Annotated in this window: 12 protein-coding genes; 6 read left to right on the top strand and 6 right to left on the bottom strand. The window is 56.8% G+C overall.

Annotation, left to right across the window (positions count from 1 at the left end; translation table 11 throughout):
* Positions 1–133 precede the first annotated feature (133 nt).
* The gene (katG, locus tag ACH518_RS15055; protein ID WP_445370677.1) at positions 134–2,356 is read left to right on the top strand and encodes a catalase/peroxidase HPI; all 2,223 of its coding nucleotides are present in this window, start codon (positions 134–136) and stop codon (positions 2,354–2,356) included.
* Positions 2,357–2,505: 149 nt separating this feature from the next.
* The gene (locus tag ACH518_RS15050) at positions 2,506–3,528 is read left to right on the top strand and encodes a PIG-L deacetylase family protein (protein WP_445370676.1); all 1,023 of its coding nucleotides are present in this window, start codon (positions 2,506–2,508) and stop codon (positions 3,526–3,528) included.
* Positions 3,529–3,647: 119 nt separating this feature from the next.
* On the opposite strand, the gene ACH518_RS15045 is transcribed toward ACH518_RS15050, so the two are convergent.
* From ACH518_RS15045 to ACH518_RS15030, 4 genes are all read right to left on the bottom strand, one after another.
* Complete coding sequence (locus ACH518_RS15045; RefSeq protein WP_445370675.1) at positions 3,648–4,214, bottom strand: hypothetical protein; 567 nt, start codon at positions 4,212–4,214, stop codon at positions 3,648–3,650.
* 342 nt (positions 4,215–4,556) lie between these two features.
* Positions 4,557–5,984, bottom strand: coding sequence for a cbb3-type cytochrome c oxidase subunit I (locus tag ACH518_RS15040; protein ID WP_445373004.1), 1,428 nt, complete (start codon positions 5,982–5,984; stop codon positions 4,557–4,559).
* Positions 5,985–6,060: 76 nt separating this feature from the next.
* Entirely contained in the window at positions 6,061–6,663 is a 603-nt protein-coding gene (locus ACH518_RS15035) for a c-type cytochrome (RefSeq protein ID WP_445370674.1), read from the bottom strand.
* On the bottom strand, positions 6,656–6,994 hold the full coding sequence (locus ACH518_RS15030) for a hypothetical protein (protein WP_445370673.1): 339 nt from the start codon (positions 6,992–6,994) through the stop codon (positions 6,656–6,658). Before ACH518_RS15030 ends, ACH518_RS15035 begins: the two co-directional genes overlap by 8 nt.
* A 108-nt stretch (positions 6,995–7,102) precedes the next feature.
* On the opposite strand from ACH518_RS15030, the gene ACH518_RS15025 reads away from it, so the two are divergent.
* Positions 7,103–7,534: an Rrf2 family transcriptional regulator gene (locus tag ACH518_RS15025; protein ID WP_140912946.1), complete on the top strand. Its 432-nt coding sequence runs from the start codon at positions 7,103–7,105 to the stop codon at positions 7,532–7,534.
* A 29-nt stretch (positions 7,535–7,563) separates the two neighbouring features.
* Here the strand turns inward: ACH518_RS15025 and dnaQ are convergent, their stop codons facing one another.
* Positions 7,564–8,280: a DNA polymerase III subunit epsilon gene (gene dnaQ, locus ACH518_RS15020; RefSeq protein ID WP_140912947.1), complete on the bottom strand. Its 717-nt coding sequence runs from the start codon at positions 8,278–8,280 to the stop codon at positions 7,564–7,566.
* 9 nt (positions 8,281–8,289) lie between these two features.
* Positions 8,290–10,359, bottom strand: coding sequence for a polyphosphate kinase 1 (gene ppk1, locus ACH518_RS15015; protein WP_445370672.1), 2,070 nt, complete (start codon positions 10,357–10,359; stop codon positions 8,290–8,292).
* A gap of 124 nt (positions 10,360–10,483) precedes the next feature.
* Here ppk1 and cysM point away from each other — a divergent pair, with 124 nt between their 5' ends.
* The 3 genes from cysM (at position 10,484) to ACH518_RS15000 (ending at position 13,277) form a co-directional block, all read left to right on the top strand.
* Positions 10,484–11,374: a cysteine synthase CysM gene (gene cysM, locus ACH518_RS15010; protein ID WP_445370671.1), complete on the top strand. Its 891-nt coding sequence runs from the start codon at positions 10,484–10,486 to the stop codon at positions 11,372–11,374.
* An 86-nt stretch (positions 11,375–11,460) separates the two neighbouring features.
* Positions 11,461–12,783, top strand: coding sequence for a 23S rRNA (uracil(1939)-C(5))-methyltransferase RlmD (rlmD, locus tag ACH518_RS15005; RefSeq protein ID WP_445370670.1), 1,323 nt, complete (start codon positions 11,461–11,463; stop codon positions 12,781–12,783).
* Positions 12,780–13,277 carry a L,D-transpeptidase family protein gene (locus ACH518_RS15000; protein WP_445370669.1) on the top strand — a complete coding sequence of 166 codons (498 nt, stop codon included), beginning with the start codon at positions 12,780–12,782 and terminating at the stop codon, positions 13,275–13,277. The genes rlmD and ACH518_RS15000 overlap by 4 nt, the downstream gene beginning before the upstream one ends.
* Positions 13,278–13,335: the final 58 nt, after the last annotated feature.

The following is a 13,335-nucleotide window of genomic DNA, read 5'->3' as shown; positions in this document are numbered from 1 at the left end:
TACAGCAATTCGGTAGTGCCTGAGCGATGACGCCAGTTTTAAGCGGCTACGGTTTTATTCCGTAGCGGCATCTAAACTCAGCTATCGACGGTACGTATTTTCGCAGACTAACAATAATTAACAGAGGTGCACCATGAAAACCAAACCAATTTTGCTGGCATCCGCCTTGGCGTTAGCCATCTCCGCAGCCTTGAACGCCGGCCAGGTTTTGGCGGAATCGCAACCGACCATGAACAGTTTCTGGTGGCCGGACCAGTTGGATTTGACACCGCTACGCCAGAACGCGGCCGAGTCCAATCCGTTGGGACAAAATTTTAATTACGCGGCTCAATTCAAAACCCTGGACTTGACGGCGGTGAAAAAGGATATCGCCGGGGTGCTGCATACGTCCCAACCCTGGTGGCCGGCGGATTACGGCAATTACGGGCCGTTCTTCATTCGCATGGCCTGGCATAGCGCCGGTGTTTACCGCATCTTCGACGGCCGAGGCGGCGCCTCCGGCGGCCAGCAACGCTTCGAACCGCTCAACAGTTGGCCGGACAACGTCAACCTGGACAAAGCCCGCCGCTTGTTGTGGCCGATCAAGCAAAAATACGGCGCCAAGTTATCCTGGGCCGATTTGATGGTGCTGGCCGGCAACGTGGCGCTGGAAGACATGGGCTTCAAGACCTTAGGTTTTGCCGGCGGCCGTGCCGACGATTGGGAAGCCGAGGTCGTGAATTGGGGTAGCGAAAAGAAATTTCTGGCCGACGAACGCCATAACGAAAAAGGCGAGCTGGCGAAACCGCTGGCCGCCGTGCAAATGGGCCTGATTTACGTCAACCCGGAGGGGCCCGGCGGCAATCCCGATCCGTTGGCGGCTGCCAAACACATCCGCGAAGCCTTCGGCCGGATGGCGATGAACGACGAGGAAACCGTGGCGCTGATCGCCGGCGGCCATACCTTCGGCAAGGCCCACGGTGCACATAAGGCGGACGAATGCGTCGGTAAGGAACCGGCCGCTGCCGGCATCGAACAGCAAGGCCTGGGCTGGGCCAACAAATGCGGTGCAGGCAACGGGGTCGACACGGTCAGTAGCGGCCTGGAGGGGGCCTGGTCGACCAATCCGACCCGCTGGACCCACGATTACCTGACTTGGCTGTACACCTTCGAGTGGCAACAAACCAAGAGCCCTGCCGGTGCGACGCAATGGATTCCGAAAGACGGCAAGGGCGACAACTTCGTGCCGGACGCGCACGATTCGAGCAAGCGCCATCCGCCGATCATGTTCACCACCGATTTGGCTTTAAAAATGGACCCGGAGTATCAAAAAATCTCCAAACGTTTCCTGGATGACCCTAAAGCGTTCGAAGCGGCGTTCGCCAAAGCCTGGTTCAAGCTGACCCATCGCGACATGGGGCCGAAAGCGCGTTACGTCGGCGCCGAAGTGCCGGCCGAAGACTTTATCTGGCAGGATCCTATCCCCAAAGTCGATCATAAACTGATCGATGCCAAGGATGTCGCCAAGCTGAAATCGGCGATTCTGGCTTCGGATTTGACGATTCCGGAACTGGTCAGAACCGCCTGGGCATCGGCAGCCACCTTCCGCGGTACCGACCTGCGCGGCGGCGCCAACGGCGCGCGGATTCGGCTGGCGCCGCAGAAAGACTGGGAGGCCAACGATCCCGCCGAATTGGCTAAAGTGCTGGGCAAACTGGAAGCCGTCCAAGCCGACTTTAACCGCACTTTGAAAGGCGGCAAGAAAGTGTCGCTGGCCGACGTGATCGTGCTGGGCGGGTCGGCGGCGGTGGAAGAAGCCGCCAAAAAGGCCGGTTACAAGGTGCAAGTACCGTTCAAACCGGGGCGGATGGACGCGACCCAGGAGCAAACCGATGCCAATTCCGTCGCGGCGTTGGAACCGAAGGCCGACGGTTTCCGCAATTACTTCGGCAAGGATAATGCGCATTCGCCGGCGGAAATGCTGGTCGAGCGCGCCAACTTCCTGACCTTGACCGTACCGGAAATGACGGTGCTGGTCGGCGGTATGCGGGCACTGGATGCCAACGCCGGTCATAGCAAGCACGGCGTACTGACCAGCCGGCCGGGCACACTGAATAACGATTTCTTCGTCAATTTGTTGGATATGTCGACGCAGTGGAGCAAGTCGGCCAGTGATGGCATTTATGAGGGGCTTGACCGTTCGACCAAGCAAGTCAAATGGACTGCGACCCCCGTCGATTTGATCTTCGGCTCCAACTCCGAGTTGCGGGCGGTGGCCGAGGTGTACGCGGCGGACGACGCCAAACAGAAGTTCGTTCAGGACTTCGCCACTGCCTGGGCCAAGGTGATGGATTTGGATCGTTTCGACTTACGTTAAACGCTCAGCGCTCGACTTGTCCCGGTTCCGGTCAAGTCGAGCGGCCGCGGCTCAAAAAAGGCACGTAGCGGGCGGCACAAGAGCTTAACTTGAGTGCCGATGCGTTTGGTTGCAGAGATTACGAATTCCGGATTACAAAGGAGTTATTTATGAGAGTTTTTGGCGGCGTTGGCATTATCGCCTGTTGGCTGGGCCTGACAATAGCGCCGGCCTTGGCGCAAGAATCCGCATTGGATGTCGGTGTCGGCGAACGTTTACTGGTGTTGGCTCCCCATCCGGACGACGAGAGTCTGAGTTCCGCCGGTTTGACTCAGCGAGTGTTTGCCAAAGGCGGCTCGGTGCGAGCCGTTGTCGTGACATCCGGCGATGCCTATGTCGATGCGGTAAAAATGGATACCGGCAAAAGCCGCTTGTCTGCGGCCGATTATTTGGCATTCGGCGAAAAACGGCTGGAAGAATCCCGCCGGGCGGCGCAGATTTTAGGCAACGGTTTCCTGCACTTGGATTTAATGGGATTTTCCGACGGTGCGATCTATTCCGCTCTGGTATCGCATTGGCGGCGTAACAGCCCGTTTCGGTCGCAATTCACCGGGTTCGACCATGTACCGTATCGCGACAGCCAGGATTGGGGCTACGCGCAAGACGGTAAAGATCTGGTCGCAGAATTGGTGGCGATCATGCAGGAGACCAAACCGACCATCATCAGTTTTCCGGATGTGATGGAAGACGATTCCGACCATGCCGGATTGGGTATGTTTGCATTGTTGGCTGTGCACGAATGGCGGGCGCAAGCATCGGCCGAACAGATCAACCCGAAAATGTTGGCGTATCTGGTGCATTGGCCGCATTGGCCTACGGGTTCGGATTGGGGCGTCGCGCAGGATTGGAGCAACCAACCCATGCATTTGCCGGAAAATCTGCCGCCACGCGGGCATCGCCGGGTTTGCCTGGATTTGACGCCGACCGAGATCGCTCGCAAGCACGAAGCGATTGCCCAGTACGCGACGCAGCAACGCATTATGGCCGATTTTTTGGCCTCCTTCGTTCGCAGCAGTGAATGTTTTACCCAGCTGACGCCGGCAAATACCAATCGGATCGAAGCGGTCATTGAGCATTGGCAACAGGCGCGCAAGGCCTTTAACAATCATCCGCTGGATCGGCGAAAAATTTGACGGGATAGGGCTTGCGGCGGGCTCCGTGGCGGTTGCCTCGCGTTGGGCGACGCCGTACCTTCAGGCGCCGGAATTCGCCCACACTCCCGATGTGGGCGATGCAGCCGCCGCTGGCGCTATCAGATTACGCCGTCGCAGAGTCCGGTGACCGGGTTGTAGTGTTGTCCTGCCACCGGACAGATAATCCTGAAATTTACGCCCGGCTTGCGGTACTGGCCGATTGAATCCAGCATGAAGTAGGGAACTAACGGCACCGGGCCGTTAAACTGGTAATCCAAACCCACGCTGGAGAAAGGCGCTTTGCCGCCGATGCCGACGAAAAAACCGTTTTTGAAATCGTAGCCGCCGCCGACCTCGCCTTGCAGATAGTCCGCGCCGTTAAAGTATTTCAATCTGATTTGTCCGGGCTGCAGGCCGCCCCAAACCCGGAATGAAAACGAAATATCGCCGCCATAGGTATCGCCGTTCGAGCTGATGTTGGCATGGCGGAATCCGACGACCAATTCAGGAATGAAGCTTTCTCCCAAAGTCCATTTCAAGCCGGCGTAGCCGTTATCGACATTGCGGTTGCTACGCGAGCTGTTGATCAGCGGCGAGGTATTGACGAAGGAGGCCATTGCCGAACTACTGAATAGTAATGCGGCCGCCGCGATCGGCCCGAAATTGCGTTTATAGAGGAAAGTCATGGTTTTTCTCGTTATTGTTGTTATCGGTTGTCCGAACGCCGAGCGTTCGTGCCGCACAGTATCGGAGAGATTTCCGCGATCCAACAAACGAATTAGGCAAAATAAGGCCGGGTAGTCACACTTTTGCGAACCGGTTCCGGGATGATTGTATTAGCGCCTGCAAATTTTTAGGGCCTGTGGCGTTTGGCTTGGAACCGTCAGAACGGCGTATTGGCCGGGCGCCGGACAGAGGTAATACGATAAAGAGAGTGTTTGTGCCGCGGCAGCTTTAGCCGCGGCACAAGATCGGAAGCTGCATACCGGGCAAACCGGTCTGTGCTTGCCCGGTTGAGCGATAACCGCTTATTCGGCTGCGCTAGCGATTACTGCGGCGGGCCGTTGTTCGCCTTTGCCGATTTCCAGTAAATCCCAGAACAGCAGGCCGCCGCCGGCCGCGGTCATCAGGCCGAACACCATGCGCCAGACCATGGCTTGCATGAACCACGGGTGGTTTTGCGCGGCGAAGTAGCCGGCCCAGGTCGAGCCTTCTACCGCACGTTCGACGAAAGATTGTTCGTAGCCGGCGATCAACAACGCAACGGTCATGCCCAGCACGCCGAGGTTCAATAGAATCGCCGCCGCTTTCCAGCGCCAGCCGTTGACCAGATCGCCGCCCATCCAGACGTTGCCGCGCGCCTGTTGCGCCGCCAGGTAAAAGAAGGCGATGTTGATCGTGGCATAGGCGCCGAAGAAGGCCAAGTGGCCATGCGAGGCGGACCATTGGGTGCCGTGGGTGTAGAGATTGATTTGCGGCAGGGTGTGCATGAAACCCCAGACGCCGGCGCCGAGGAAGTTGCCGAAGGTGTGGGCGATGATCCAGGCCAGGGCAGGGTGGTTACTGTTTTTAAAGCGATGGACGCCAGAATCGTAGACCGAGTGCACCACCATCGCTACCAGCGGGATTGGTTCCAAGGCCGAGAAAAATCCACCGATGCTGAACCAGTATTCCGGCGTGCCGATCCAAAAATAATGGTGGCCCAAGCCCAAAATACCGGAGCCGAACATCAGCGCCACTTCGATATACAACCAGGTTTGCACGATTTGGCGACGCACGCCAAGCAGTTTCATCAAGCTCCAGGCCATGATGCAGCCGACCAAGACTTCCCAGGTGGCTTCCACCCACAAATGGATCACCCACCACCACCAGTACTGGTCGACCGAAATGTTGGTTACGTAAAACATCCCGGCCAGATACAAACCGGCCAATGCCACCAAGTCCAGCACCAGTACGCCGGCGATGCCGGACCACCGGCCCTTGGCAAAGGTGGCGGCGACGTTGTAGAAAAAGGTCAAGACCACGACGACGATGCCGATGTCGGCCCAGCGCGGCGCTTCGATGTATTCGCGACCTTCGTTGATCAGCCACAGCGAGGTATCGTTGCCGGCGCCGAACTGGATGAACAAGTAAACTAAAACCACCAGCGTCACGGCGCCGGTCAGCACCCAAAACGCCAGTTGGCCCCATTTCAGACCGACGATTTCTACGCCGCTTTCGTCTTCCAGAAACCAGTAGACCGAGCCGATAAAACCGTACAACATCCACACCACCATGGCGTTGATGTGCACCATGCGGTTGACGTTGAAATCCAGGATTTCGTAAAGAAAACTCGGAAACAAGAATTGCAGCCCGGCCAGCAACCCAAACAGCAATTGCGCCATGAATAGCACCATGGCGACGGTGAAGTAGTGCACTGCCAGTTTCTGGCCGCCGCTTAAATGCGGATTGGCCATGAACTCGGCGTGACGTTGCTTGCAGCCGGACCAGCAGGCGGCCGCTTTGTCTTGGAAAGTTGTCGCTGTCATCGTCTTATTCCTCTGCGCCGAGTGCTCTGAAATTATGCGGGAAGCCGTTGGTGTCGATGGCTGCCATCCATTTCAGGAAAGCGACGATGCCTTCGGCCTCTTGTGGGGTGATCTCCAGGTTCGGCATCTTGCGGTTGGAACCGAAGGTGCGGGCGTTCTTTTCCGGATCGAGCAGGAAATTGAGCATCATCTGTTCACGCGATTCTTTGGCGATCCAGCCCTGGTCCAGCCAGGCTTTTGTCAGATCCGGCGCATAATAGGCGCCGTTGCCGAGCAGGGTGTGGCAGTTCATGCAGTTTTTGGCCTGCACGGTTTTTTTGCCCAGATCGACCAGTTTTTCAGCTTCCTCTTCGCTCAGGATTTTACCGAACAAGGGCGCTTCGGCGCCGATCACGGGCTGGTAACGCTGTTTGGTTTTATCGAAACGGTAACCGACGTCTTGGTTGATCACGCTGTAAGCCGGTACCCGCGGGCCGCCGGCGGAAATTTTCGCCAACGAGTCGAAGGTTAAAATCACTAGCAGTACGAATGAGCCGCCGGTGACCCAGATTGCGGTTTTCTTCCAGAAAGTTTCCGTCGCCCAGCGCGGCGGGATGTGCTCAGTCATGGTGGTCTCCTGCTTGGTGAGGGGGATGATGGTCCGGCTGGTGCGTGGCTGCGCACAACTGCCAGATAAAGCGCGGCATCCAGCCGTAACCCAGCGCCATTAGCAGCGACAGTACCAGCCAATAGTCGCTGAAATGGTTGACGTAGCTAAAAACAGCGACGCAAACCATCAATGCGAAGTATGTTATCCACGCAGCAACGCCCAGCGACCGGCGGCCACTGACCTTGCCCCAGGCAAATAGCGCCGCGTATAGCGTGGCGAGCAAAATAATCAGCGCCGCACTGAAAAAACTCAGAAAAAAGTCGGATAACGCCACCGGTTCTATCAACATCGGTTACCACCGCCAGGTAAGTTTTTAAGGTGTTTTTTAAATGCAGCTTTACGACAAGTGTAAGCGCCATTAACATTTATTTCAAATACAGCTTTGTGAGGACTGGATATGCAACTGACTGCACACACCGATTACGCGCTGCGCGTCCTGATTTATCTGAACGTCAATAACGAAAAATTGGTCACGATTACCGAGCTGGCCGAGTTCTTCGGTATTTCCAGAAATCATCTGGTCAAAGTGGTACACAAGCTGGGTGTCAAGGGTTTCATCAAAACCGTACGCGGCAAAGGCGGCGGCATCCGCCTGTCCCGGCCGGCCCAGGAAATCAGTATCGGTAATGTGGTGCGCGAAGTCGAAGGCCGGTTTCAGATGGCAGAATGCTTCAATCCGAAAAAGCAGGGGCTTTGCCCGTTGGAAAATGGGTGCGGCTTGACCGGTCTATTGGGTCACGCCATCGAACAGTTTTTGCAAACCTTGGATAAAGCCGTATTGAGCGACTTTAGCGCTCCGCAGGCCTTGACCAGACGGGCTATCGGTTGAGGTATCGGGGTGGGTAACTGCAGTTAAGTTTATTCCTGCCAAAGGCAGACGCCGCCGCTAGCCTTGCTGATTTTTGCCAAACGTTGCTGATGTGCCGACAGTTCGTCGTCACTGCAGGCAATCACCTTCAAACGCGGCCGATCCGCCGGCAACCGCACAATCGCGCGTTCGCCGCCGCCGTCCTGCTGGTCGCCCTCGTCCAGCAATGAAGACTGGCCGCCGGTCATCAACAAATAAACGTCGGCCAGAATCTCGGCGTCGAGCAGCGCGCCGTGCAATTCCCGGTGGCTGTTGTCGATGCCGTAACGTTTGCATAACGCGTCCAGGCTATTGCGGGCGCCGGGATGTTTCTTGCGGGCGTAGGCCAGCGTGTCGAATACGCTGCTGTTGCTTTCCACGGTGCGGGTTTCGCGCGGCAGCTGCGACAGCTCGTGATTCAAAAAGCCGACGTCGAACGGCGCATTATGGATGATCAGCTCGGCGCCGGCGGTAAACGCCATGAAATCTTCCACCACGTCGGCGAAGCGCGGTTTGTCGCGCAGGAATTCGTTGGTGATGCCGTGGACTTCAATCGCGCCCGCGTCGATTTCCCGATCCGGGTTCAGATAGACGTGGAAATGGTTGCGGGTCAGCCGGCGATTAACCAACTCGACACAGCCGATTTCGATGATTTTGTGGCCTTCTTTCGGGTTGATACCGGTGGTTTCGGTATCCAGAACGACTTGACGGTGAGTCGGTTTACTCATGCCTTGGCCTCAGGAGCAAAAGTGTTTCAACAATTCGGTTTGCACTTGGTAAAGCGGGTGTTGTTCGTCGTGTACTTGCCGATATTGGCCGTCGGGACCAAGCAGCCAAGCCTGGGTGTTGTCCTTCAAATAGCCGTCCAGGTCGCCGAGTACGCGTTCGACGATTTTTTTGTCGGCAATCGGGAAGCAAACTTCGACCCGGCGGAACAGATTGCGGTTCATCAGGTCGGCACTGGAGGCGTAGACGGCCCAGTCGCCGCCGTTGTAGAAGGCATAAACCCGGGTATGTTCCAGGAAGCGGCCGACGATGGAGCGGACTTCGATATTGTCTGAAACCCCAGGCACGCCCGGCCGCAGGCAGCAAACGCCGCGCACGATCAATTTGATCTCGACTCCGGCCTGCGAGGCGCGATAAAGGGCTTGAATCGCTTGCTCCTCGACCACGGCATTGACCTTGATTATGATCTTGGCCGTTTTACCTTTCTTGGCCTGTTCGATTTCTCTTTCCACCATTTTCAGCAAGCCATGGTGCAGGGTAAATGGCGATTGCAACAATTTGTTCAGCTTGCTGACCTTGCCCAGGCTGGTCAATTGCATGAATACCCGGCGCACGTCCTCGGCCAGTTCTTTCTCGCAGGTGAACAGGCCGTAATCGGTATATAGCCTGGCCGTGCGTGGATGGTAGTTGCCGGTGCCGAGATGGACGTAATTGCGTAAGCTGTTGCCCTCCTTGCGCAGCACCATGCACATTTTGGCGTGGGTTTTATATCCGACCACGCCGTATACCACGTGCGCCGCGGCTTCCTGTAATTTGGCGGCCAGGCCGATGTTGTCCTTTTCGTCGAACCGGGCCCGCAATTCGATCACGACCGTGACTTCCTTACCGGCACGGGCGGCTTTGATCAGCGCGGCGACGATAGGCGAATCGACACCGGTCCGGTACAGGGTTTGTTTGATGGCCAACACGTCGGGATCGGCTGCGGCCTGCTTGATGAAATCGACCACCGGCGAAAACGATTCGTAGGGATGGTGCAGCAGGATGTCCTGTTTGCGGATGCTGGCGAAGAAGTCTTTGTTGCGGCCGAAGGCCGACGGTACGCTGGGTTTGAACGGCGGAAACTTCATATCGGGCCGTTCGATCATGTTATAGATGGCTTGCATCCGGCTCAAATTGACCGGGCCGTTGGCCAAAAACAATCGATCTTGGGTCAAGTCGAAGCGTGCCAACAGGAATTGGGTGGTTTCTTCCGGGCAATTGGCGTCGATTTCCAGTCTAACCTCGTCGCCGTAGTTCCGCATCGCCAGTTCGCCTTCCACCGCGAGCAGCAAATCGTCGATCGCGTCGTCGTCGACGAAAAAATCGCTGTTTCGAGTGACCCGGAATTGGTAACAACCTTTTACCGTCATGCCGTTGAACAGGTCGTTGACGAAGGCGTGGATGATCGACGACAGAAACACAAAATCGTGCGGGCCGCTGTCGGTTTCGCTGACCGGCAATTGGATGATGCGCGGCAGCGCCCGCGGTGCCTGCAGCACGGCGCGGCCGCTGTTGCGGCCGAACGCGTCTTTTCCGGTCAACGAGATGATGAAGTTCAAACTCTTGTTCAGGATGCGTGGAAACGGGTGGGCCGAATCCAAACCGACCGGTGTCAGAATCGGCAGCAACTCCTCGTTGAAGTATCTTTCCAGCCAGGCTTTTTGCGACGGCGACCAACGGTCGCGGCGCAGGAAGCGGATGTTTTCGCTTTCCAGTTTCGGGATCAGAATTTCGTTCAGCACCCGGTATTGTTCGGCGACCAGCTCGTGGGCTTTTTGCGAAATTTTCTCGAACTGTTCGTTGATGGTCAGGCCGTCGGCGCTGACCAGATTCGGGTCCATTTCCGCCATCTGCAATAAGCTGGCGACGCGCACCTCGTAGAACTCGTCGAGGTTGGAACAGGATATGCATAGGTAATTCAGGCGCTCCAGCAGCGGGAGTCTTTCGTCCAATGCCTGCGCCAGCACCCGAACGTTGAATTCCAGCAGGCTGTGTTCGCGGTTCAGGTAGAGTTCGGGACTCGTCAAATCGATGGATTCCATGTCTGCTGCGGGTTGGATTGGGTTGAATCGATTATAAAGGAATTTTTTCGGCCTTGGGTTACAGCGGCGCCTCTGGTCTCGAACTTGCTATAATCGCCGCGATCACGCAAATCGGATGTCATTGATGAACTTCCCAACCATTGAGTCTTTTGTCGGAAATACGCCATTGGTGCGCCTGCAACGTCTGCCGGTAGCCGGCGGTAACACCGTTTTACTGAAACTCGAAGGCAATAATCCGGCCGGTTCGGTCAAGGACCGGCCGGCTGTCAGCATGATCAGGCACGCCGAAGCCCGCGGCGAGATCAAACCGGGCGACCGGCTGATCGAAGCCACCAGCGGCAATACCGGTATCGCATTGGCGATGGCCGCGGCGATCAAGGGCTATAAAATGACCTTGATCATGCCCGACAACATGAGCGCGGAACGGATCGCGTCGATGAAAGCCTATGGCGCCGAGATCATTTTGATCCCGGCAAAACAGAGCATGGAAGGCGCGATCGATTTGGCGCGGGCGATGGAAGCCCGCGGCGAAGGCCGGATTTTGGACCAGTTTGCCAATCCCGATAATCCGCGGGCGCATTACGAAGGTACCGGCCCGGAAATTTGGCGCGACACCGATGGCAAAGTGACCCATTTCGTCAGCTCGATGGGGACTACCGGCACGATTATGGGGACTTCGAGGTATCTGAAGCAGCAAAATCCGGATATTCAAATCGTCGGCGTGCAGCCGGCAGGCGAATCGAAGATACCCGGCATCCGCCGCTGGCCGCAGGAGTATCTGCCGAAAATCTACGACGCCAGCCGCGTGGATCGGATCATCGAAGTCGAGCAATTGGATGCCGAAAACACCACGCGCAGTCTGGCGGCGGTGGAAGGCATTTTTGCTGGCGTCTCTTCCGGCGGTGCCGTGTTTGCCGCGTTGAAATTGGCCGAGCAAGTCGAAAATAGCTTGATCGTCACCATCGTCTGCGACCGCGGTGACCGCTATTTGTCGACCGGCGTGTTTCCGACCTGAACCACCTCTTTTAAACTATCCGTCTTCGCATCCTGTCATGTCGAGTCGCGCTCTACCGAGCGGCCCCGACCTAACTTCTACTGATAATGGCCCACAAGAAAAAACTTCCGCTCGAACCCGTCACCGTAACCATCGAATCACTGTCCCACGACGGTCGCGGCGTCAGCCACGTCAACGGCAAAGTGGTATTCATCGACGAAGCCTTACCCGGCGAAACCCTGGATTTTGTCTACACCGACAGCCGCCGCGATTATGCTGAAGGCAAGGTCGTCGAATTGCACGACCGCAACCCGCATCGGGTGGAGCCGGCTTGTCCGCATTTCGGCCGCTGCGGCGGTTGCAGTTTTCAGCATGTCGACGACGCCGAGCAAATTCATTTCAAGGAAGAATTGTTACGCGACCAGTTCCGCCGGATCGGTAAGCTGGAAATCCCGCAAATCTGGGAAGCGTTGACCGGGCCGCATTGGGGTTACCGGCGTAAAGCCAGGATGGGCGTGAAATGGGTGGCGAAGAAGGGTAGGGTGTTGGTCGGCTTTCGCGAACGGCGCAATCCGTTTTTGGCGGAAATCGATAGCTGTAAAGTCATGCACCCTATCGTCGGCGAAAACTTGCTGGCCTTGGGCGAAATGATCGCCGGTCTGTCGATCAAGGACAAGATTCCGCAGATTGAAGTCGCAATCGGCGACAACGACTGCGTGCTGGCGGTGCGGGTATTGGAACCGCCTAGCCCAGCCGACCAGCAGCGCATGCGCGAATATGCCGAAAAGTTGGGGGTGACGATTTGTCTTCAACCGAAAGGCCCGGACAGCATTGTGCCGTTGGACGGGGAAGCCGAAGTCGTGCCGAGTTATACCTTGGCCGAGCAGGGCGTCAAATTCAATTTCCGCCCGGCGATGTTCACTCAAGTGAACTATGAAATTAACCGGAAGATGGTGACTCGGGCCATTGAGGCCTTGGAGTTGGGCAAAGACGACCGGGTGCTGGATTTGTTTTGCGGCCTGGGCAATTTTACCTTGCCATTAGCAACCCGCGCCGGCCATGTCGTCGGCGTGGAGGGCGATTTGCCGTTGGTCAACCATGCCAGGGAAAATGCCCGTCTCAACAATCTGCAGAATGTCGAGTTTCACGTCGCCGATTTGAGCAAAGACGTCAAGGATCTGCCGTGGTGCAAGCAAAAATTCGATAAAGTCCTGCTCGACCCGTCGAGGGCCGGTGCGTCGGAGGTTTTGCACAATTTCAAGCATTGGCAGCCGGAACGGATCGTTTATGTGTCCTGTAATCCGTCGACGCTGGCCCGCGACGCCGGTATTCTGGTCAACGAACTCGGCTACAAACTGGTCAAAGCCGGTGTGATGGACATGTTCCCGCAGACCGCCCACGTCGAATCGATTGCATTGTTTGTGAAATGACGGAAGCGTCGGCGGCTTGCTTGATCGATGTGTCGATCGCCGAACAGCGCTTGCGTTTGCTGCAAGCCGGCGAAGTGGCTGCCGATTATCCGGTATCGACTGCAAAAAACGGTCCCGGCGAAAGAAAGGGCAGTTACTGTACGCCGACCGGCTGGCACCGGGTTCGAGCCAAAATCGGTGCCGGTTTGCCGATTAACAGCGTGTTCAAAGCCCGGCGTCCGACCGGCGAGATTTACAGTCCCGACTTGTCGATTCAACAGCCGCAACGCGACTGGATTTTGAGCCGGATTCTGTGGTTGGGCGGTTTGGAGCCGGGCAAGAACCGTTACGGCGAGGTCGATAGTGGCTGGCGGTATATCTATATCCATGGCACGCCGGACGAATTGATGAACGGACAGCCGGAGTCGCACGGTTGCGTGCGGATGAACAACGCCGACGTGATTGCCTTGTTCGCTGCGGTGCCGGTCGGTTGCCGGGTATTTATTCATGTCTGAGCCTGGTATCCAAGAGATGACGGGCAACTTAAAACTGCGAAGCATGCCTGCCGATCAC

It is taken from the genome of Methylomonas sp. HW2-6 (assembly GCF_052474525.1).
Note: the sequence above shows the minus strand (reverse complement) of the source record. Positions and strands in the feature narration are given on the sequence as shown.